We start from the raw sequence: 22,574 nt of genomic DNA, 5'->3' as shown, positions 1-22,574 counted from the left end.
ATTTTTATGCTTTTATTTAATAAATAACGCTTTAAGGTATAAAATAAAGACGTGAAAGGAAACGACTAAAAATGAAAAAAATAGCAATTAACGGATTTGGTAGAATTGGACGTCTAGCTTTTAGACAACTATTCTTATCAAAAAATATTGAAATTGTAGCAATTAACGATTTAACAAACTCAAAAACATTAGCATACTTATTAGAATTTGACTCAGCTCACGGGAGATTTATGAGCGGGAAAATTGAAGCTAAAGAAGGTGCAATTGTAGTTAATGGGAAAGAAATTAAAATTTTAGCTGAAAGAGAAGCTAAAAACTTACCTTGAGGAAAAATGGGGATTGACTTAGTAGTAGAATGTACTGGATTCTATGCTGATAAAGAAAAGTCACAAGCTCATATTGATGCAGGAGCTAAAAAAGTAATTATTTCAGCTCCAGCAACAGGAGATCTAAAAACTGTTGTTTTTGGTGTAAACCATAAAACAATTAAAGCAGAAGATAAAATAGTTTCAGCAGCTTCATGTACAACAAACTGTTTATCTCCAGTAGCAAAAATTTTGGATGAAAAATTTGGAATTGTTAAAGGATTAATGAATACAATTCATGCAGTTACAAATGACCAAAACTTATTAGATTTACCTCATGTTGACTTACGTCGTGGGCGTGCAGCAGCATGAAATATTGTTCCATCAAAAACTGGAGCAGCAGCAGCAGTAGGAAAAGTTTTACCAAACTTAAATGGAAAATTAGATGGGTTAGCACTACGTGTTCCAACAATTACTGGATCAATTGTTGACTTAACTGTTGAATTAGCAAAAAATACAACAGTTGATGAAATTAATAACTCAATTAAAACAGCAATATCAAAAGATGCTGAACTGGGAGCAGCTTTAGAATATTGTACAAAAGAAATCGTTTCACAAGACGTAATTGGATCAACATATGGTTCAATCTTTGATGCAACTTTAACAAGAGTTATGGAAGTTGATGGAAAACAATTAGTTAAAGTATTTTCATGATATGACAATGAAAATTCATTTACTTCACAATTCATCCGTACAATTAACTACATGTTAAGTTTATAATTTCTAAAATCAAACAATTAGCATATTTTTACACGATATTATTATTGAGGTGAAAATATGTTTTTTTATTCAAAAGAAGATTATATTGATTATGTTCTTAATGTAATAGCAAAAGTTAAGTTGAAAAATAATATTAATAAAGTAACTCAAATTCAAATTCAAAAAATTATTTATATTGTCTATTCCTATTTTTTAATTTTTAAATCTAAAATAGTTGATATAAAATTTGAAACTTGAAAATGAGGACCTGTAATTTATAAGTTATGAAAAAGTCATACTCAGTATTCAAAGTCAAATGTACCATTAATTTTTAATGAAAAAGAAGATCTTAAAATAGCCAATGATTTTAATAGTGATAATATAATCGTTTATGAGATCATTAAATTTCTATTAAATTTAAAATATTGAGATATAGTTTTAATTTGTCATGAACAAACTCCATGAAAAAAATTATATAAACCTAGTAAGAATAATTTAATTACTGACCAAGATATTTTAAAATTTCATAATGAAAACAATGATAATTTTTTTGAATATATAGATTTTATAGTTAAAAATGTTTTAAAATAAATAAGTATAGGAGAGCATAAAAATGAAAAAAACACTAAATGATATTCAAGTATCAGGTAAAACAGTTCTTGTTAGAGTTGATTTTAACGTACCATTAAAAGATGGAGTTATAACTGATGATAACCGTATTAGAGCAGCATTACCAACTATTAATTATTTAATTGAAAATGGAGCTAAAATCGTCTTATTTTCACACTTAAGTAGAATAAAAGAAGAAAGCGATAAAGTTAAAAAAACTTTAGCACCAGTTGCAAAAAAACTAGAAGAGATATCAAAAAAATCAGTAAAATTTGTATCACAAACTAGAGGAAAAGAATTGGAATCAGCAATTAAAGATTTAAAAGCTGGAGAAATAATCTTATTTGAAAATACACGTTTTGAAGATGTTCAAAATGGAGAACTTGTTAAATATGAATCAAAAAATAACAAAGACTTAGGAAAATATTGAGCTAGTCTAGGAGATGTATTTGTTAATGATGCTTTTGGTACTGCTCATAGAGCTCATGCATCAAACGTGGGAATAGCATCAAACATATCAGAAAGTTGTGTTGGATTTTTGGTTCAAAAGGAATTAGAAATGTTAGCAAAAGGAATTGATAAACCTGAGCATCCATTTATTGCAATAATTGGTGGAGCTAAGGTTTCTGATAAAATAGGAGTTATTGATAACTTATTAGAAAAAGCAGACAAAATTATTATTGGTGGTGGAATGGCATATACCTTCTTCAAAGCACAGGGGCATAATATTGGAAAATCATTATGTGAAGAAGATAAAGTTGCATTAGCAAAACAATATTTAGATAAATCTAATGGAAAAATTATTTTACCAATTGACTCTGCAAATAATAAAGATTTTAAAGATACACCCGCAACAATATCAGGAGTTGATTTACCTGATGATGTAATGGGATTAGATATTGGTCCAAAATCAATTAAACTATTTGAAGATATTTTAAAAGATGCTAAAACAGTGGCCTGAAATGGTCCAATGGGAGTATTTGAGTTTGAACACTATAATAAAGGAACATTAGCTGTTTGTGAAGCAATTGCTAATTTAAAAAACTCATTTACATTAATTGGTGGAGGAGATTCAGCAGCAGCAGCCATTCAATTAGGATTTAAAGAAAAATTTACACATATTTCAACAGGTGGAGGAGCATCTTTAGAATATATGGAAGGAAAAGTTCTACCTGGAGTAGAAGCGATTCAAAATAAATAATTAAGAAAATACGGTTTATTACCGTTTTTTTTGATTTATAATTAGGAATGGTGATTTACTTGAAAAGAAAAACTCGAAAAATTGATAATACTGAATGAATAACAAATATATTTTTAGATAAAGAAAATATTTATTTTACAGATAGTCTTCCCAATAAAAGTAATAATCTTTTATGTTATATTTCAAAGGAAAATTTTAAAGAAAATTTAAAAAATAAAGCAGATATTGAAAGATTTTTCTTATGTCATCCAAGCCCATTAGTTTCCTCTTTTGAAGATATTAGTAAGACTGATATAAAAATTTTAAATGTTTTTGAAGATTATATTCAAAATTTTATAAATATTGAGGGAATTAAATATGTTAGCTTTATTAAAGAAAATAAGGTATTAACAAGTATATTAGATTCTAATGAAGTAAGCAAAGAATTACAAATTATTAAAAAAATTGAAGATAAATTAGTAATAAAAAAGCAAGATAAAATATGAATAGCAGATAAAAATTTGGAACCTATTAGTCAAATTAATTATAATATTGTAGATATTGTTAAATTAAAAGATAAGTATGTAATTCAAAATGAGAAAGAAGAATTATTAATTTTGGATCATAAATTTAATATTGAGAAAAATATTTTAACTGAAAAGGGCTTTAAGAAAATATATTATATAAATCAGAATAATATTTTAATTTCTTACAAAGATTTGAACGTTACAGTTATTCATAATATTTTTACTGATAAAACTGAACCCTTTGATAGTTGCTTTATAAATAGAGCAGTCTTATTAGATGATAATTTATTACTTTCTAAAAAGATTGAAAAGGGAATAAAAAAAAGTTTGTTAAATTTAATTTATTAAATTTTGTATATAAAGACTATATATTAAAAAGAAAAAACCATACAGATATGTATGGTTTTTTCTTTTATTATTTTTATGCTTCTGCTTGATTAACTTCGTACTCTCTTTGTTTTTCAGCAAGTCTTGAATAATCTTGATACTCAATAGTATCACCTTTAGCTCATATACCTTTAATAATTCTATTTATTGTGTAAATAATAAATAATTGAATTGCAATTCTATATGCAGCAAATGTTGTGCTCAATAGTGCTCCAAAGAATCCTCTTTTCTTATTGAATAAATCTCCAAGAATTGAGAAAATTGTAAGAACAGCTGATATTAATTGTCAAATTAATACAATTGTAGCAAAGATTAAGTTTATAATTGCTATAAAATTCATAAACCCATAAGCTATTCCTTTTTTATCTCATGCAGCTTTTGCATTTGGTGTTGCAAATAATAAGCAGTTTAGAACTCCTCACAATACTATTCCTGATAAAATCCCAACAACTATTTGATCTGCTAATCCAGCAGTAAATATTTGTTTTGCAGAAATTAATGAATAACCAAAATAAAGAGATAAAGCAATTGTTCCAGCTATTAAACAGTTTCCACCATATCCTTTAGATATTGTAAATTTAGGACTAACTGTTGATTTAATAGGAATATTTTGCATTTGTGCTAGTACAAAAGGTGTAAATAAACCACCAATTGAAATAGAAAATAATGCGATAATATATCTATTATTTAATAATGTAATGTCATCAGCTTTTCTCAAAAAGTTTATGATGAATGAACAAAAGAATATATTAGTTATAATAGCAAAACCAACTACGGCAACTATCATAGGAATAAAATTAATTATAGTTTGATCTCCACCGCTTATTTGATTTGCAAAATTAGGATCTGCTAGATAATAAGCAAATACTATTGCAGACAATAAACCTACAATTAAACCAAATCAATTTCCTATTAAAAGTAGCATTCTCATACTTGAAGTTTGTCTATTTCCTCTCATTTTTCCACCTCCTTAATAGAATTGTACCATTAAAAAAATCAAAAATAATATTAGTTAAATATAGTTTCTATTGTTTTACCTGGAGTATTTTTTATAAGAATTTTGTATTCACCAAAAGCATTTTCTTTACTTGTTATACCCATATAAAAATATTCTTCAATAACTTCATCGTTATTTGCATATTTATCTCCAGGAAAATAACTTCGAGTTTCTTCATTAAAATTTGCATGATAAAGTGTTTCTGGTTTATCTATTTTTTCTAATTTTACTTTTTTTTCAATATTGATATGCGTTATAACTTTTTCTCTCATTTCTTTGCTTTCTTCATCTGTACTCATAAATCAATTAATAATTTGTTTTACAAATTGAAAAGCATTACTTTGAGGTATTTCTATTCCCCAAGGTTGTTCATCAAATCCATCTATTCAAATCTGTTTTTCAATTTCTAATTCAAAAGTATTTTTAAATTCTTTTTTTAAATCATCTAAGTTTTTATATGGATTAGAAGAGTTTAAACCAAAAAGTCTAATTTGTTGATTATTGATTGAGGCATAAACATTAGCATAATATAAATATCCTAAAGCAGGGTCATTAAATCTCTCAATAACAAGAGTATGATTTTCAATTTTCATTGCATCTATATCTTTATTTGCATCAATAAATTCTTTGCTAAATTCTTCAGCTTGGCTATTTTTATAGTTCATAGAACCATTAAAACTTGTTGTAATGGTTTTTATACTATAAACATTTGATATTTCTTCAGGAATAGCCAAAAACATCTCTTCAACACATTTTTTTAATGAATTTGTAAAATCCTTAGAAGTTAATTCAGCTTGGGATATACCATTAACATCTCTGAATTGTAGATTATTTCAATCGAATTTTGCAAAGTCATATTTATAGCTTATCTTTTTTGTAATTGTTTCAATTGGAGAATAAAAAGCATAGTTCACAATTGGAGCAACAGATGCAATTGATACAGCAGATGCACTTAACATTATTATTAATTTTTTCATAGCTTTCCTCCATAATAAGTTAATTATATTATAAAAAAATAGTCCTTTATGGACTATTTTGAAACTGTTTTATTTTTTAATTTTTCTTCTTTTAAACTTAATTTGTATTCTAGATACTCTTGATCATTTTTTATTTCTTCAGCTCTAATATCTGCCATTTCTTTATCACTTAAAAGTCTAAAGAAGTTTTCATATTCTGAAATAACTTTACCCATTTCTGAATTTGGGTCCATTTTTTTCATTTTATTTTTATAGTATAAGAAGTATTGCAATATTGCTCATATGACAATACCTACAAAGTATACTAATTGGAAGATACTGCTTACTAATCCTTGGATAACAATTTTACCATTTGCATCTTTTACATTAGCTAATCCAATGAAGTATGAAACTAGTATAAATACTAAGAATAGTAGAGTAATAAATCAAGCTATGTATTCTCATATTTCAACTTTTATTTTCTTTTTAAATCCTTGAACTAGTACAACTGGAATAATCATTCCATAGATTGCAATTAAAAGAATTGATGCACAACTTGCAATTGTTCCATAATTTAGTGGAGAAGGTGACTTTGTAGCTCCTTCAATAATATCTGGAATAAATAAGAACATAATTGCACAAATTACAAATAATCCCATTGTTGCTAAAACTCCAGCAACTGGAACATTCTCTTTATTTTCTTTTCTGAAAATTGGTGAAATGTATCCTTGACTTGATAGAGGTTCAAGAGTTGAACCTCCAAATAATGTTATTTGTAATGAAGAATTAAATCTCATTAGGATTGTACAAATAATAATTAGTATTGGTCCAAAATTTCTTAAAAAATTATTGTCTGGAAATAATTGAGTATTTGGATTTCCAGTAAATGTTCCACCAATTGCAAACATTGTAATTACAGAGAATACAATGTAGAAAAGAGTTGTTGCAATCATTATAACTATAATTGCAATTGGCATATTTCTTGCTCTATTTTTAATATTCTTACCTGTTGATATAAATGTTTCTATTCCACCAAATGCAAAGAAACAAGTAGTAAAGGCTTTAGTGAAACCATTCATAGTTAGTTTTTGATCTTTATAAGCATCAAAAGGATTATTTCCTAAACTTAGATTCATAAATCCAGCAGTTAGACCAAAAATCATTAATAATAGTGTAATTCCTCATGTCATATATCCTATAATTAATCCAACATACTTATATTTTTTTATTCCAAAAAATATAATTGTTGCTGCAAAGATGTATAGAGCAAAGGCAATTAAATCTAAGTATAGATTTCCTCATTCTCCAAATAGTCCATAATCTCCATTTTTATCTTGACCAACAAGTCATAAACCACCAGTTTGTACTTGCTCAAGTGGACCAAAATTAGCTCTAACCATTGTAACTATTAAAGCCATCCCAATTACTGGAATAACTGAATAGTTGATAAAACCAATTAATAATCCTCAGAATTTACCAAATGCTGTTCTAACATATTGACTTCCTCCTCCATTTGCTTGGGGATGATATTTAACTAATTTGGCAAAGGCTCAAGCACACATAAATGCTATTAAACCTTCTATTAAAAATAATCAAATAATATGAAGACCTATTCCATCTTCTGGATTTGTTCCATCGCCTCCAAGTACTATTTGACTAAAACTTGCTGTAAAAGTAATTCCAGCAATAAAAGTAAAGCCAATTCATATTATTGAAAAAAGGCCTAATTGTTCTTTTCTTGTTTTCATTATTTATTAACCTCTATTTTTTTATTTAAAATAACTGGAATAATTAAAGGATTTCTTCTTTTATATCTAAAGATGAAAGGTGATAATGATTCCTTTATTGCATTCTTAATAGCACCAAAGGTAGGCTTTGGTGATTTAAGAACTTCTTGTACGGCATTTGTAACTATGTTTATTGATTCAGAAATAACATTTCCACTGTCTCTTACATAGAAACTTCCTCTAGAAACAATTCTAGGAGGAGCTGATAATTTATTAACTTGTGAATCTATTGAAATAATGACAGCCATTAAACCATCTTTACTTAGAATATTTCTTTCTCTAATAACATTACTTGCTTTTCCTGTCATATCTTTTCCATCAATAAATACTGCCTCAGCTGGCACTCTTTTACCAAGTTGACCAACACCATTATGTAATTCAATTTGATCTCCATTTGCAACAACAAATACGTTATGGGGTTTAACATTAACTTTCATTGCTGTTTCACCATGGATTTTTAACATTCTATATTCACCATGCATTGGCATAAAACATCTTGGTTTTAGTAAAGTAAATAATAATTTTTGTTCTTCTTGACTTGCATGTCCGGAAGTATGAATTTTATTATCTCCACTATTTTCAATAACATTAGCACCAATTCTTGTTAGTTTGTTAATTACATTTTCTACATCAGCTCTATTACCAGGAATAGGTGATGAAGACATAATTACAGTATCGCCAGGAATTATTTTTATTGTTTGATGTTCCATTCTAGATATTCTAGATAGAGCAGCCATTGGTTCTCCTTGACTTCCTGTACATAAAATCATTATTTGGTTTTTAGGGAAGTTTTCAATTTCATGGGGTTTAATAAACATTTTATCATTAATGTTTAAATGACCCATTTGTCTAATTATTTTAATAATTCTTTCAATACTTCTACCAATAACCACAATTCTTCTACCATACTTATTTGCAAGTTCAATAATATGTTGTAATCTATGAACGTTTGAAGCAAAAGAAGCGATGATAATTCTTCCTTTTGATTTTAAGAAAAGTGTATCAATATTTTGAATAACTTTTCTTTCACCAATTGTATAACCTTCAACTTCAGCATTTGTTGAATCGGCCATTAATAGCTCAATTCCATCATTTCCTCATGTTGCCAATCTTTGTACATTAGCATCATGGCCTAAAGGTGTTCAGTCAAATTTATAATCTCCTGTTGAGAAAATAGCACCATTAGGTGTTTGTACATGAACTCCAAAAGCATCGGGTATTGAGTGGTTTACTGCTGCGAATTGAATAGTGAAATTTACTGTTGAATAAACATCATTTTCAGTATATTCTCTAACAACTGTTTTATTTTGTAACTTGTATTCTTTTAATCTATCTCTAATTAATGCAGCTGCCAAAGCTGGTGCATAAATTACTGGTACTTCAACTTGTTGAAGTAAATAAGGGATTCCCCCAATATGATCTTCGTGACCATGAGTAATAAATAATCCTTTTAGTTTTGAGTTATTTTCTACTAAATAACTAAAATCAGGAATTACAGCACTAACACCTAATTGTGTAGCATCGGGAAATTTAACCCCAGCATCAATCATAATAATTTCATTATCATATTCGATACAGTAAGTATTTTTACCAACTTCTTCTAAACCACCTAAAGCAAATACTTTAGTAGGAAAGGGTGCTTGCTGTATTTTTTTCTTTGGCGGATTTATATTATCAGCCAATTTTTTTATTTCAATCTTTTTCTCTAAATTTGCAACTACGCTTTTTACCTGTTGTAGAGACTCTTGTTTTTTGTCTTCCATATTTTCAACTCCTTATATTAAAATGTAAAAATTTGTAAAATGATACGTAAAAGTATTATATGTATTATCGTTTCCAAATAATTTAAAAGTCATAGTTAATAGTATTTTAGCAAAAAAGTAAATTAAATATACAAAAAACTAAGTAAAAATAAATAAAAAAAGAAGTTTTATAAAACCTCTAAATTACTATTCAACTTTCTTCATTATAATGGGGATCTTCTTTATTAATTCGATCATAATAAAGCTTTCCTTGATTGTGTTCCAATTCGTGTTGAAAAACAATAGCGTGGTATCCTCTTAAAGTTAATTCAATATATTCTTGCTTGAATCAGTCATAACCTTCAACTTGAATTTTATAACTTCTTGGCACTAAACCTTTATGGTCTTTATCTACACTCAAGCAACCCTCACCATCACTTAAATAAGTAATCTGGTCACTATTTGCAGTTATTTTTCCATTTATGATTGCATATTCTTCAACATCATCATTTTCAACATCTCATTCAAATCTTGCAAAAAACATATTAGTATTACTTCCAATTTGAGGAGCTGCTAGCCCAACTGCTGGACGCAAGTAATCTTCATTTTCCTTTTTATTTAAATCAGGATCTTGACTATATCTTACAAAATCAATTAATTTTCTCATTACTAAGTCATTTTCTTTACTTAAGGGTAATTCAACATCTAAAGAGCTATTTCTAATAATTTCTGGTTGATTATCTTTTCACAATCATTTATTTGTTGGCAATTGTGATTGCAATAAGTCCTTTTTTATATCTAATTTCATAAATCAACACCTCAAGTATCATTATATAATAATTATTTTTGTATAATATAAAAAGCAAAGGAAAAATTAAAATGAAAGTTATAAGCGGGCGTTTTAGAGGTAGAAAATTAGTTACATTGGATGGAATGAATACAAGACCAACAATTACAAGAGTTAAAGAAGATATGTTTAATGTTCTAAATAATTATTTTATTTTTGATAACAAAATTTGTTTAGATTTATTTGGTGGAAGTGGAGCTTTGTCACTTGAAGCTTTGTCACGAGGAATAAAGTTTGCCTTTGTAAATGACCACTACAAACCAGCTTTAGAAATCATTAAAAAAAATTTTACAGGATTAAATAGTGAAGAATATGAGCTATTTAACTTTGATTATAAAAAAATGCTTAGTTATTTAACATCTATAAATAAGAGTGTAGATTTAATTTTTTTTGACCCACCATTTGCTAAAGTAGAATACTACACTGAATTTTTCAAATATATTTCTGAGAATCAATTGCTAAATAATTATGGTATATTAATTATGGAATCGGAATTAAAGTTAGATGTTAGGGAAATGTCGACTCTAAATCTTTTAAAATATAAGGATTTTAAAAATAAGCATCTCTATATTTTAAGGCTAGAAAAGGAGAGTTTATAATGGAAAAAAAACAAGGGAAAATAATAATTTTATCAGGACCATCAGGAGTAGGAAAAGGAACAATCAATAAAGAGTTAGCACAAGACAAATCATTGAATTTAGTACAATCAATTTCTATGACAACTCGTGCTCCTAGACCAGAAGAAGTTGATGGAGTTAATTATTATTTTGTTGATAAAGATGCATTTAAAGATGCAATTCAACACAATGAGTTAATTGAGTATGCAGAATTTATTAATAATTATTATGGTACTCCAAGAAAAGTTGTTTATGACAAAATTGCAAAAGGAGAAAATGTAGTTTTAGAAATTGAAGTTATTGGTGCCACACAAGTTCTAAAAAAAGAGAAACCAGAAAATTTGGTATCAATTTTTTTAATGCCTCCAAGTTTAAAAGCTTTAGAGCAAAGATTAAGAAAGCGTGGAACTGAAAAGGAAGAAATTATTAAACAAAGATTAGATAAGGCTTTATTAGAAATTCCATTAAAACATAAATATCAATATGTTATTGAAATTGATAGTGTTGAAAATGCTGTTGCTAAAGTTAAAGAAGTTTTAACAAAAGAAAATACATTAAGTATTGATCCAAGTGAAAGTAAATATTTTAAATTAAAAAATAAGGTAAGTGAGATTGTTACTGGACAATATCAATATTTTGTAAATAATTGAAAAGAAAATGTTGAAAAAGTAGGTGGCGAAGAAATTAGTGAAAACTTTGATTTTAAAAATTATTTAGTTGAGTTATTAACTAATAAAACATATGCGCATGTACTAGCAAGTCAAGATTTAAATGTATTGGAAAACTCAAGTTTTGTTGAAGCAACTGTGGAACAATTTATGATTGATGTTAATTTCTTTAGTATTGAACAAAAGGAATTTTAAAAATAATGAACTCAAGAAAAGAGGCATTAAGTATTTTGTTTGAGGTATTTAAGAATAATAAATTCTCAAATAAATTACTTAGTAATCTAATTGAAACAAAGGCTATGTCAAAAGAAGACATAGCCTTTGTTTTCAAATTGGTATATGGAACTATTCAATACAAAATTTATTTAGAGTATGTAGTTAATAAAATAATTGATCCAAATAAAACAGATTTTAAAATTCAAATACTTCTTTGAATGAATTTATACCAGTTAAAATTTTTAAAATCTAAAGCCTACTATGTTATTAATGAATCTGTAAATATTGCAAAATTAATTAATAAAAATTATGCAGGATTAGTAAATAAAGTTTCAAAAAAACTTGAAGACCAGGAACTTTGAGAAGTAAATATTAAAAATAAACAAAATATTTTTTCACTAGAAAATGGATTTCCATTTTGACTATATAAAAAAATTTCAGGAGATTATTCAAAAACTAAAGCAGAGGAATTTATTTTAAATTCAAATATTGAAAGTAAAATTAGTTTGAGATTAAATACCTTAAAAATATCAATAAAGGATTTTGAAGAAAAATATATGGAAAAATATAATTTAGAAAAATCAAAACTAATTGAATATTTTTACTTAACTAATAAAAATATTATTAATCAAGAAATATTTTTAAAAGGTTATGTTACAGTTCAAGACCAAACAAGTGGATATGCTTCTTATATATTAAATCCAAAACCATACTCAAAGGTTTTGGATATGTGTAGTGCACCTGGTGGTAAATTAACTCATCTTGCTCAAATAATGGAAAATAAGGGCGAAATTAAGGCGTATGAATTGCAAGAAAATAAAATACATTTAATAGAACAAAATCTCTGTAGATTAGGAGTCAAAAATGTAATTTTAGAATGTAAAAATGCTCTGGAAATTTCAGAAGAGAAATATGATTTTATTTTATTGGATGCACCTTGCTCAGGTTATGGAGTTATTAGACAAAAGCCTGAAATTAAATTAAAAAAATATAGTGATCAAGAAAACTCAGAACTTATTTTATTACAATCTCAGTTACTAGAAAAAGCATATAATTGTGCAAAAGTAGATACTGAAATAGTGTATTCAACTTGCACCATTAATAAGAAAGAAAATGAAGAGCAAATAAGTAATTTCTTATTAAGACATAAGGATATTAAAAAAATATATGAAAAAGTATTTTTTGGAAATGAATATGATAATGACGGATTTTATATTTGTAAAATGAAAAGAATTTAATTCTTTTCATTTTTTATTTTTCATTAGTCGATTAAAGAGAAAGGAGGAGAATGCTATATGATAAAAATATTAAAATTATTATTTACAATATTACCTTTAGGTAATATATCAACATCAGTTGCAGAAATCAAAAATATAAATTTGTTCATAAAAAATATTGATATAGAAGAACATCACTTAGAAAAGGAGCCTTATTATCTTTTAGATGATCAAAAGGAAAAACTTAGTGAAATCATAAGAAAAAATAGTAGCACAATTTATAGAAGTAAAGTAGATAAATTTATTTCCCTTGAAGAACTAAAATTAGACCATATGAAGGACTTTTGATATGACTCAGATTTAGAGTTAAATTTTAAAAATGTTGTTGAAAGAAACTCTACTGGTAAAAGTGATATTGAGGATGTAAATTTTGAAAATCTAAATTTTGAAAGTTTTCAATTAAATCTAAAATTAGATAAAAGACAAGAATCAAAAGTAATTGAAAAAGAATATAACTATCATGATAAATGAACTGATACTTTCATATATACAAAATTAAATTTGGAGTTTAAAAAAATATATGGAGTTAATTCGGGATTACTAGTTCAAGGAACTATTAGTGAAGAAGTTCTTAAAGATAAAGTAGCCTTAAAAAATAAAGTATGAGGAGAAAGACTTGGAAGAATTGAAAGAGGAGGATTATTATTAACAAATATAAAAACAAATTTTATATCTAGAAAAAATTATTTTCAAGATATTGAAGAAAATTTTTATACCTTAAAAACAGAAAAGAATAGTGAGTATAATTACTCTCGTAAGAAATTAGAGGAATTATTAAATTCAGATGACAATTTTTTTAAATTTTTAAATATTAAAGAGTCTGATACATATAGAGCTGAAATAAAAACTATTTACTTTGCTAACTTATTCCAATCAAACTTAATTAACACTGTTGTAGAATTGAAAAATAACTCTCAAACAATTCAGAAAAATATTAAAGTAGTATTTAAAGGAACTGAAATAAATACGGACTTTCATGAGCTTAATTTAAATTTTAAAAGCTCATTAAAAAATTTAGATGAGAATCATAAAAAAATAAAATACTTACTATCTAAGAAGTATAGTATTAATGAAAAAGAAATAGTATTTAATTTAAATGATATAAATAATTCAAAGGCCATTAATGATTTTAAAATTAATAAGTCAACAATTTTTAAGTATGAATATAAAAAACCAGGAGGCAAAATTTTAACTTTTAATATATCAATAAGTCATACAAGTATTAAATCAGAAAATAATATTCTTATGCAAAGTTGAGATCAAACTAAATTTGAAACTACAAACAAGAATTATGAATTAGATAATTATTCTGTTATAAATGAAAGCAATATTGCTGAAGATGATTTTGAGTTTAAAGATATTATGACTTCCTTTGAAAAAATAACTCTTAAGAAAAATGAGACTAAAGAATTATTTATTATAAATGGAGAGAAGTTTAGAAAAATCAATTATAAATATAATGAAAATATCAAAGTTAAAAATGAAAATGAAAATATTCTAAAAATTTCTACTATAGAAGTTGGAACAACTCTCTTAGAAATTGATTCTATTGATGCCAAAAATAAAAAAGTAATTGAAATAGAAATAATTAATGAGGACGGTTACTTTGAATTGGAGACAAACGAGATAACAATTAAAAAAGGGGAATTTGATTATATTGATTTATATTCTGACTCTTTTGAACAATTATTTATAATAAACAAAAATGTATCTTTAACTACCATATTTGAAGACAATAAACTTTGAATTAAATCAAAAGAACTTGGCTTATTTGAAATTGAGATAATTTCAAATATAACAAAAGTGAGTGAAAAAATAAGCATTGAGATAATAGAAAATAATAGTGTAATTGAACTAGATAAAAATATTGTAGTATCAGAAGTAAACACTTTAAATAATCTAAATATAATAAACTTTGATGAAATAAATGAAAATGATTTGATTATTAAAAATTCATCAAATGACTTATTAATCACAAGGGAAAAAAATAAAATCTCTTTTATACCAAAAAGCAAAGGGATCTTCGAAATAGAATTTAAATATAAAAAGCAAAATTTTACTTTTAAAATATATTCCTTCAATAAATTCATAAATAAAGAAATTAATACTGATAATAAAAAATTAACATTTAATAAAAATGATTATGAGTTAAAAAGTTATGATAGTAATATTAATTTAATAGATTTAAATGGTGATTATAATTTCTCTTTAAAGGATAGTTATAATATTGGAAATATAGAAATTGTAAATAAAAATGGAGAGTATTTTAATATTAAGATGACTTCCAAAAAAGACATTGAGCCTAATAAAAATATTGAGAATACAAATAATAGTAAATCAAAAAATAATTGAACTATTATTATGGCATACTGTTTAATTCCTATTACATTTGGAATATCTTTATTCATTTTTTTACTTTTAAGAAAAAAACTTAAAAAAGCAAGTCTTTAAATTAAACATTTATTACTATGATAAAATATATATTGGAGTTAAATTTTTATGGAACAAACAAGTATATTTAGGTACACAATTCAAGAACTAGAAGAAATTCTTGTGGAAAATGGATTTAAAAAATTTTCTGCTAAACAGGTTTATGATTGAATTTACCTTAAAATGGAAACAAAATTTGATAATATGACAAATTTAAGTAAGGAATTAAGAGAATTTCTTAATGCTAGATTTGTAACTAATTTACTTAAAGACTTAGTTACTGAAGAGTCTAAAGATGGAACAATCAAAATTTTATTTATGTTAGATGATAAAAAATCAATTGAAACTGTTCTTATGCCTCAAAAGTACGGACAATCTGTTTGTGTTACAACACAAGTTGGATGTAAAATGTCTTGCAAATTCTGTGCTTCTGGATTAATAAAAACTGAAAGAAATCTATCTGTTGATGAAATAGTAAGACAAATATATACAATGAATTTATATTTAAAAGAGAAATATAAAAATGACCCTGAAAATAAAAGGTCCAGAGTTAGTCATATTGTAGTTATGGGAATAGGTGAACCATTTGATAACTATGAAAATGTATTGAAATTTATAAAAATAATTAATGATAAAAATGGATTTGAAATTGGAGCTAGACATATTACAATTTCTACTTGTGGAATTGTTCCAAAAATTAAACTATTTGCGGATTTAAAAACACAGATAAATCTTGCAATTTCATTACATGCTTCTAATGATGAAGTTAGAAATCAATTAATGCCTATTAATAAAGCATTTCCAATTAAAGTTTTATTAGATTCTGTGAGATATTATGTTGATCAAACAAATAGAAGGGTCACCTTTGAATATATTCTAATTGATGGTTTAAACGATAAACCTGAACATGCATTAGAATTGGCTAAAATCATTAGAGGTATTAATGCATATGTTAATTTAATTCCTTATAATGAAGTTGAAGAAAATCCTTATAGAAAATCAACAAGAGTAGAGGAATTTTTCAAAATATTAAAAAAACAAAATATTACTGCAATTGTAAGAAAAGAATTTGGGGCAGATATTGACGCGGCTTGTGGCCAGTTAAGAGCCAAAAGGGAAGGTGTCATAAAAAATGAAATTTAAAAGTGCAATGCTTACTGATATAGGTAATTATAGAAAAACTAATCAAGATTATCTTGATTTTGCAACAAAAAAAACTGGAGAAGCTCTAGGAGTTGTTTGTGATGGAATGGGTGGACACGCTTATGGTGAGGTCGCATCAAAACTAGCTGTTCAAAAATTTATTGAGTATTTTAATCAAAATGATTTTTCACAACTTAATCAAAAAGAAATAAATAGATGATTAAGAAGTTGTGTAAATAATATTTTGACTGAAATGGTAGAATATTCAAATGAAAGATTTGAAACAAAAGATATGGGTACAACATTAACAGCTATTTTATTTACAAAAGATGGTGGATTTGTTATTAATGTTGGAGACTCAAGAACTTATAAATTAGTTAATGATAATTTATTTCAAATAACTGAGGACCAAAATTTATGGAACTCAACTCCAGAAGCAGAAAGAAAAGATATTCAAATGTCAGGAATTTATGAAAAGGCTAATGATGTTACTTTCTGAAAAGTTTTAACAAGTGCATTAGGTCCACAAAAAACCTTAAGAATTGATACATATTTTGTAGAAAATCAAGAAGGTATATACATGTTAACAACAGATGGTGTTCATGATTATATTGATGAAGAAATAACTGCTTCTACTTTAGCAAATAAAAAAGTAAAATTAAAAGATAAGGCAAGTTTAATAATAGAAGATGCAAAAGACAACGTCTCAACAGATAATTTATCAATCCTTATTATTGAAGCAGAGTAATCTAACTCTGCTTTTTTTTGTTATTATTATATTGAAAAGGGAGCAACTTTTATGAGTAAATATGAACCAGGATCGTTAATAAATGAAAGATATGAAGTTATTAGTCAACTAGGAAAAGGTGGAATGGCTTCTGTATTTAAAGCATATGACATTATTACAAGAAATATAGTCGCAGTTAAAGTTGTAGCTCCAGAAATTGTTGTTAAACCTGTAGGACAGGAAAGATTTGATATTGAAAAGGAAGCTTTTGCAAAGTTGGGATCTAATGCATATGTTGTTAAACTTTTTGATATTATACAAAATGGTGATGAGTGATTTATTATTTTGGAATGTGTCGAAGGTGGAACTCTAAAAGATAAGTTTCAAGATTTTGGTTCAATGACGCTTAAAGAGATAAAATATTATTTCTCAAGAATTTGTGATGCTCTATCAGAAGCTCATAAATTAGGAATAATACATAGAGATATTAAACCAGACAATGTTTTATTAACTCAAGCAGGAGATGTAAAATTAGGTGACTTTGGAATTTCTGTTATGGAAGGTAAATCATCAGAAATTAATAAAGCTATTGGAACTCCAAAGTATATGCCTCCAGAAATAATTGCAGCACAAGGACCATCTCCAAAAAGTGATATTTATTCACTGGGTATTATGTTATATGAGGTAGCCACAGGAGTAGCACCCTTTACTGCAAAAGAAGCTCCCAAAATTGCAGCAAAGCACTTAAAAGAAACTCCAACAAGTCCAAAATTAATTAATCCTTCAATTCCACAAAGTCTTGAAAATCTAATTTTAAAAATGATAGAAAAAGAACCCGAAAATAGATTTAATAATATTGATGAAGTAAAAAATGAATTATTAAAAATAAAAAAAGCAGATAATCCTAAACCATATATTTATCATAAAAAAGTAACTTTAGTTATGAACGATGGTAAAAGAAAACTTCAAGTAGGAAATACTTTGGATAAACTGCCAACTATTGCTAAGACAAAATTTACAGCAATATTTTTAATAGTCATAATTTCACTTATTGTTTTATTTGTTTTGCTAATGGTACTATAAAATGAATAAAGGAATTATTTTAAAAATATTAAGTGAGTATGCATATGTATTATTTGAAAACGAATTATACGAATGTAAAGCAACAGGAAAAATAAGACATAGCAATCAAAAACCAACAACAGGAGATTATGTAAATTTTGAATTTACTGATAAGCAAAATTTTAAAGGATCATTAACTGAAATTTTAAAGAGGAAAAATGAACTTTACAGACCTAGAATAGCAAATATAGATCAGGTAGTTATTATAACTTCTTTAAGAGAGCCAATTTTAAATACTTATACTCTTAATAAATATTTGTTTTTTCTTGAAACTCTTAATTTAAAACCAGTCTTAGCTTTTACAAAAGCGGATTTAACAAATAATGATGATGAGGAAATTCAAAAGGCTAAGTTGTATGAAACTATTGGTTATGAAGTCTATTTAATAAATAATATGATTGACACTGATAAAAATTGAAATAATTTTTTAAAGTGTTTGGAGAATAAAACTTCTGTTTTTACGGGGCAAACTGGAGCTGGTAAATCAACAACTTTAAATCATATCATCCCAAATGTTTTTGAAAAAACACAAGAAATTTCAAAAGCTTTAAATAGAGGTAAACATACAACAACAAAAAATGAGCTATTCATTTATAAAAACTCATTAATTGGTGATACACCAGGATTCTCTTCTTTTGAGTATAAGGAAGTTAGTAAAGAAGATATTGCTTTGAGTATTAATTTTTTTAAAGATCAAAACTGTAAATTTAATAATTGCTTGCATATGAACAACACACCAGGTTGTAAAGTTCTTGAAGCAGTTAAAAGTCAAAAATTCCCAGAATTTATATATAATGATTATGTAAAAATACAGCTGGAAATTGAAAATCAAAGGAGAAAATATTAATGGCAAAATTTATTGTAGCTCCAAGCATTCTAACTGCTAACTTTTTAGATTTAAAATCAGATTTAGATAAGTTAAAGGAAGCAAAAATTAAATGAATTCATTATGATGTTATGGATTATAATTTTGTTCCTAATTTATCTTTCGGACCAAAAATACTAACAGATATAGTTAATAGTTATAATTTCAATATGGACTTACATTTAATGGTTAAAATTGAAAATATTTCTGTTAAGGAATATCTTAAACCATTTCTTGTAAAAAATGTAAAGCAAATCACAGTACATTTTGAAGCACTAACTAAAAAGCAAATCTTGGAGTTTTTAGATTTCTGTAATAGTAACAATATAAGTGCTTCTATTTCAATAAATCCAGATACTGATGTTATCAAAATTAAAAAATACTTACCCAAAATAAAAAATGTTTTAGTAATGAGTGTTAATCCTGGATTTGGTGGGCAATCATTTATTTCTAATTCTTTAGATAAAATCCAAAAATTAAAGGCGTTAAAAGAGGAAAATAATTACTCATATTTAATTCAAGTTGATGGAGGAATAAATGAAGAAACTTATAAGCTTGTTCAAAAAGCTGGAGTTGATGTAATTGTGGCAGGAAGTTATTTAGTTGGTTCTTCTGTAAAAAATTTAAAAGAAAGGGTAGCTAAACTTGAAGGATAAAGCATTAATTGTTATTTCAGAAACTAACATTAACTTAAAAATTTTTGAAAAAACTCATTTAATTATTGGAATTGAAAGAGGATGTCTTGATTTAATAAAAAAAGACATTAATATAGATATTGCAATGTCTGATTTTGATCAAGTAACTCAAGAAGAATTGGAAATTATAAAGTCAAAAGCAAAGAAATTTATAGCTTTTAACCCTGAAAAAGATTATTTAGATGGAATAGCAGCCATTCATTATTTACATGATAAAAATATAAAAGATATTACAATGATAGTTAATCCATCAAAAAGATATGATATGAACTTAACTATTATTGACTATGTATTTAACTATAATGTAAAAATATTTAATGAAAAATCAGTTATATTTAAATTAAATTCTGGTGAAAATGTAATAGATTTTAATAAATATCAAGATTTTACATATATTTCCTTATTTAGTTTAAAAGATAATGAAATTACTATTAAAGGTATGAAATATGAAGTAAAAAATATTGAGTTAAAGGCTTTTAATTCTTTGGCTTACTCAAATAAATTTTTACCATATGTAGATCCTAAAATTTCAATTAAAGATGAAGTTATGCTTATTATGACAAAATAAAAAAGCAGATTGTAATCCGCTTTTTATTTTTTTAGCTGGTGCCCTCTATCGGAGTCGAACCGATACGATTTCTCGGCAGATTTTGAGTCTGCTGCGTCTACCAATTCCGCCAAGAGGGCAATACCAATAATTATTATATAATGAAAAAAAAGAAACTTCTATGAGTTTCTTAATTTATTGTACTTTTATTTTGCTAATTGATTATTTCTTTTTAAAGTTCTAAGTGTTCTTGCTGAAACTTTTAAAGTCATAACTTTACCATTTTCATCCATTACTTGAACTTTCTGTAAATTAAGGTTTCATTTTCTTTTGCTGGCATTCATAGCGTGTGATCTTGAATTACCTGACAAAGGACCTTTACCTGTTAAACCGTCTTTTCTTGCCATATTTTCACCTCGGACTTATAAATAATATAATAATTAGGTTAAAAATACAAGAAAATATTTAAATTATTCGAAAGTAAATTGTAAATAACATATGATAATGTCTCAATGTGTAACAAATAGAAATGTCCCAATATTTATATAAATATTGATATCCTCCAATTACAATTAAGTATTAGAGGTAACAAATTATGAAATTAAAAAGGAAATTAAGTTATATGGAGAATTTAAAATATAAAACAATTAAAAAAGTTATTTCTGGGGAAATAACAAAAATGAGAGCAGAGCAAATTCTTAACTGCACACGAAGAACAATTAATAGAAATATTAAAAGATTATCAAATGAAGGTATATCTGCATTTATACATAAAAACTGAGGTAAATTATCAAATAGATCTACACCCTATGAAATTGAACAAAAAATATTAAATTTGAGAAATGAAAAATATCATGACTATAATCTAGTTCATTTCAAAGAATCCTTAGAAGAATATGAAGATTTAAAAGTTAGTTACACTTACTTAAGAGATTTATTATTTAAAAATGAGGTTTACTCCCCTTATATGCACAGATCAACTAGAAAAGAATTAATTAGACAATTAAGACAAAAGTCCTTAGAAAATAAATTAACAAATAAGGAACAAGAGTTTTTTAAAGATAAGATTATTAGTTTAGAAGAATGTAGACCCATGCAAAATAGAAAGGAATATTTTGGAGAAAGAATTCAAACAGACGCATGTAGCCATAATTGAGTAACCAATGAAAAATGATCGCTACATGCTTTCATTGATGACTCAACAGGAAAAGTATTAGCAGGTTATTTTGATTATCAAGAAACATTATTTGGATATTATACAGCTACAAAACAAATGTTTCTAAATTATGGAACTCCTGAGGAAATACTTACAGATAAAAGAACAGTATTTTATTATAAGACAAAAGAAAAAGAGTCTACTGAAACAGACTCTAATATACAGTATGCCTTTACGTGTCAACAACTTGGAATTAAGCTAACAAGTACTAGTTGCGCGCAAACCAAAGGCAAGATTGAACGTCTTTGAGGTTCTTTTCAAAAACGACTTCCCCAAGAACTAAGACAATTCAATATCAAAACTATTGAGCAGGCCAATGATTACTTAATTAATGTTTTCATACCTAATTTTAATCACAAGTTCTCTACTCAAATTGATAATAACAAAAATAAAATGAAAATTTGAAATAAAAATACGGATATTAATTTTGTTTTAGCTAGAAGAGAAGAAAGACAAGTTCATAAAGGTGGAATAATTAAATATAAAACAAAAACATATTTAACATATGATGGATACGATATAACAACTTTTGCAAGTAAAACAAAATTACTAATAACTGAAACATATGATAATGAGCTCTATGCAAATTATACAGATAAGTTCTATAGATTAGTGGAAGTCAAAACTAAAAATACACCAGTTGGTCAGGTTAATGAAGTTAAAAAAACTGAGTCTAAAATTAAAAAACCTAGTGTTCCATCTAATCACTTTAGATATACAAATTATATTTACTTTTCTAAAACATGAAAGGAACAATATAAAAATCGTAGATTTACAGTTTAATAAATCTACGATTTTGAGACATTTTCATTTGTTATTGACAGAAAATATTTAAATTATTCGAAAGTAAATTTGTAAATAACATATGATAATGTCTCAATGTGTAACAAATAGAAATGTCCCAATATTTATATAAATATTGATATCCTCCAATTACAATTAAGTATTAGAGGTA

21 protein-coding genes and 1 tRNA gene are annotated in these 22,574 nt (G+C 25.9%); 15 read left to right on the top strand and 7 right to left on the bottom strand.

What is annotated here, in order from left to right; genetic code table 4:
* The first annotated feature begins 71 nt into the window (after positions 1-71).
* Genes gap through AAHM99_RS02885 form a run of 4 tightly spaced genes read left to right on the top strand, consistent with a single transcriptional unit; the run spans position 72 to position 3,728 of the window.
* Entirely contained in the window at positions 72-1,085 is a 1,014-nt protein-coding gene (gap, locus tag AAHM99_RS02900; RefSeq protein WP_342275261.1) for a type I glyceraldehyde-3-phosphate dehydrogenase, read from the top strand.
* A 57-nt stretch (positions 1,086-1,142) separates the two neighbouring features.
* The gene (locus AAHM99_RS02895) at positions 1,143-1,655 is read left to right on the top strand and encodes a type II toxin-antitoxin system antitoxin SocA domain-containing protein (RefSeq protein WP_342275260.1); all 513 of its coding nucleotides are present in this window, start codon (positions 1,143-1,145) and stop codon (positions 1,653-1,655) included.
* Positions 1,656-1,677: 22 nt separating this feature from the next.
* Complete coding sequence (locus AAHM99_RS02890) at positions 1,678-2,874, top strand: phosphoglycerate kinase (RefSeq protein ID WP_342275259.1); 1,197 nt, start codon at positions 1,678-1,680, stop codon at positions 2,872-2,874.
* 59 nt (positions 2,875-2,933) lie between these two features.
* Positions 2,934-3,728 carry a hypothetical protein gene (locus tag AAHM99_RS02885; protein ID WP_342275258.1) on the top strand — a complete coding sequence of 265 codons (795 nt, stop codon included), beginning with the start codon at positions 2,934-2,936 and terminating at the stop codon, positions 3,726-3,728.
* 73 nt (positions 3,729-3,801) lie between these two features.
* On the opposite strand, the gene AAHM99_RS02880 is transcribed toward AAHM99_RS02885, so the two are convergent.
* The 5 genes from AAHM99_RS02880 to def all read right to left on the bottom strand — a co-directional run bounded on the left by AAHM99_RS02880 (position 3,802) and on the right by def (position 10,057).
* A complete protein-coding gene (locus AAHM99_RS02880) occupies positions 3,802-4,725 on the bottom strand; it encodes a hypothetical protein (RefSeq protein WP_342275257.1) in 924 nt (307 codons plus the stop codon).
* A 50-nt stretch (positions 4,726-4,775) separates the two neighbouring features.
* The gene (locus tag AAHM99_RS02875; RefSeq protein WP_342275256.1) at positions 4,776-5,741 is read right to left on the bottom strand and encodes a hypothetical protein; all 966 of its coding nucleotides are present in this window, start codon (positions 5,739-5,741) and stop codon (positions 4,776-4,778) included.
* A gap of 53 nt (positions 5,742-5,794) precedes the next feature.
* Entirely contained in the window at positions 5,795-7,468 is a 1,674-nt protein-coding gene (locus AAHM99_RS02870; RefSeq protein ID WP_342275255.1) for an APC family permease, read from the bottom strand.
* Positions 7,468-9,270 (bottom strand): ribonuclease J, encoded by a 1,803-nt coding sequence (locus AAHM99_RS02865; RefSeq protein ID WP_342275254.1) that lies wholly within the window; start codon positions 9,268-9,270, stop codon positions 7,468-7,470. Before AAHM99_RS02865 ends, AAHM99_RS02870 begins: the two co-directional genes overlap by 1 nt.
* 178 nt (positions 9,271-9,448) lie before the next feature.
* A complete protein-coding gene (def, locus tag AAHM99_RS02860) occupies positions 9,449-10,057 on the bottom strand; it encodes a peptide deformylase (RefSeq protein WP_342275253.1) in 609 nt (202 codons plus the stop codon).
* Between the two features lie 38 nt (positions 10,058-10,095).
* Here def and rsmD point away from each other — a divergent pair, with 38 nt between their 5' ends.
* The 10 genes from rsmD to AAHM99_RS02810 are packed head-to-tail and all read left to right on the top strand — an operon-like array spanning position 10,096 to position 20,424.
* A complete protein-coding gene (gene rsmD / locus AAHM99_RS02855; protein WP_339033876.1) occupies positions 10,096-10,695 on the top strand; it encodes a 16S rRNA (guanine(966)-N(2))-methyltransferase RsmD in 600 nt (199 codons plus the stop codon).
* A complete protein-coding gene (gmk, locus tag AAHM99_RS02850; protein ID WP_342275252.1) occupies positions 10,695-11,576 on the top strand; it encodes a guanylate kinase in 882 nt (293 codons plus the stop codon). The genes rsmD and gmk overlap by 1 nt, the downstream gene beginning before the upstream one ends.
* A 5-nt stretch (positions 11,577-11,581) precedes the next feature.
* A complete protein-coding gene (gene rsmB / locus AAHM99_RS02845; RefSeq protein ID WP_342275251.1) occupies positions 11,582-12,835 on the top strand; it encodes a 16S rRNA (cytosine(967)-C(5))-methyltransferase RsmB in 1,254 nt (417 codons plus the stop codon).
* A 57-nt stretch (positions 12,836-12,892) separates the two neighbouring features.
* Complete coding sequence (locus AAHM99_RS02840) at positions 12,893-15,325, top strand: RNA polymerase beta'' subunit family protein (protein WP_342275250.1); 2,433 nt, start codon at positions 12,893-12,895, stop codon at positions 15,323-15,325.
* A 48-nt stretch (positions 15,326-15,373) separates the two neighbouring features.
* Complete coding sequence (gene rlmN / locus AAHM99_RS02835; protein ID WP_342275249.1) at positions 15,374-16,447, top strand: dual-specificity RNA methyltransferase RlmN; 1,074 nt, start codon at positions 15,374-15,376, stop codon at positions 16,445-16,447.
* Positions 16,437-17,195, top strand: a complete 759-nt coding sequence (locus AAHM99_RS02830; RefSeq protein WP_342275248.1) for a PP2C family protein-serine/threonine phosphatase — start codon at positions 16,437-16,439, stop codon at positions 17,193-17,195. Before rlmN ends, AAHM99_RS02830 begins: the two co-directional genes overlap by 11 nt.
* Before the next feature lie 51 nt (positions 17,196-17,246).
* Positions 17,247-18,257: a serine/threonine-protein kinase gene (locus AAHM99_RS02825; RefSeq protein WP_342275247.1), complete on the top strand. Its 1,011-nt coding sequence runs from the start codon at positions 17,247-17,249 to the stop codon at positions 18,255-18,257.
* A gap of 1 nt (position 18,258) precedes the next feature.
* Entirely contained in the window at positions 18,259-19,143 is an 885-nt protein-coding gene (gene rsgA, locus AAHM99_RS02820; protein ID WP_342275246.1) for a ribosome small subunit-dependent GTPase A, read from the top strand.
* On the top strand, positions 19,143-19,817 hold the full coding sequence (gene rpe / locus AAHM99_RS02815) for a ribulose-phosphate 3-epimerase (RefSeq protein ID WP_342275245.1): 675 nt from the start codon (positions 19,143-19,145) through the stop codon (positions 19,815-19,817). The genes rsgA and rpe overlap by 1 nt, the downstream gene beginning before the upstream one ends.
* The gene (locus AAHM99_RS02810) at positions 19,807-20,424 is read left to right on the top strand and encodes a thiamine diphosphokinase (RefSeq protein WP_342275244.1); all 618 of its coding nucleotides are present in this window, start codon (positions 19,807-19,809) and stop codon (positions 20,422-20,424) included. The genes rpe and AAHM99_RS02810 overlap by 11 nt, the downstream gene beginning before the upstream one ends.
* 36 nt (positions 20,425-20,460) lie before the next feature.
* Here the strand turns inward: AAHM99_RS02810 and AAHM99_RS02805 are convergent.
* Positions 20,461-20,543: transfer RNA gene (locus AAHM99_RS02805), tRNA-Leu, on the bottom strand.
* A gap of 66 nt (positions 20,544-20,609) precedes the next feature.
* Positions 20,610-20,810 carry a 50S ribosomal protein L28 gene (gene rpmB, locus AAHM99_RS02800; protein ID WP_339030291.1) on the bottom strand — a complete coding sequence of 67 codons (201 nt, stop codon included), beginning with the start codon at positions 20,808-20,810 and terminating at the stop codon, positions 20,610-20,612.
* A gap of 188 nt (positions 20,811-20,998) precedes the next feature.
* Between rpmB and AAHM99_RS02795 the strand changes: the two genes are divergently transcribed.
* Complete coding sequence (locus tag AAHM99_RS02795) at positions 20,999-22,402, top strand: ISNCY family transposase (protein ID WP_342275037.1); 1,404 nt, start codon at positions 20,999-21,001, stop codon at positions 22,400-22,402.
* The last annotated feature ends 172 nt before the right edge of the window (positions 22,403-22,574 follow it).

Origin of the sequence: Spiroplasma endosymbiont of Cantharis lateralis (assembly GCF_964030855.1) — a bacterium.
Lineage (GTDB): Bacteria > Bacillota_I > Bacilli_A > Mycoplasmatales > Mycoplasmataceae > Spiroplasma_A.
Note: the sequence above shows the minus strand (reverse complement) of the source record. Positions and strands in the feature narration are given on the sequence as shown.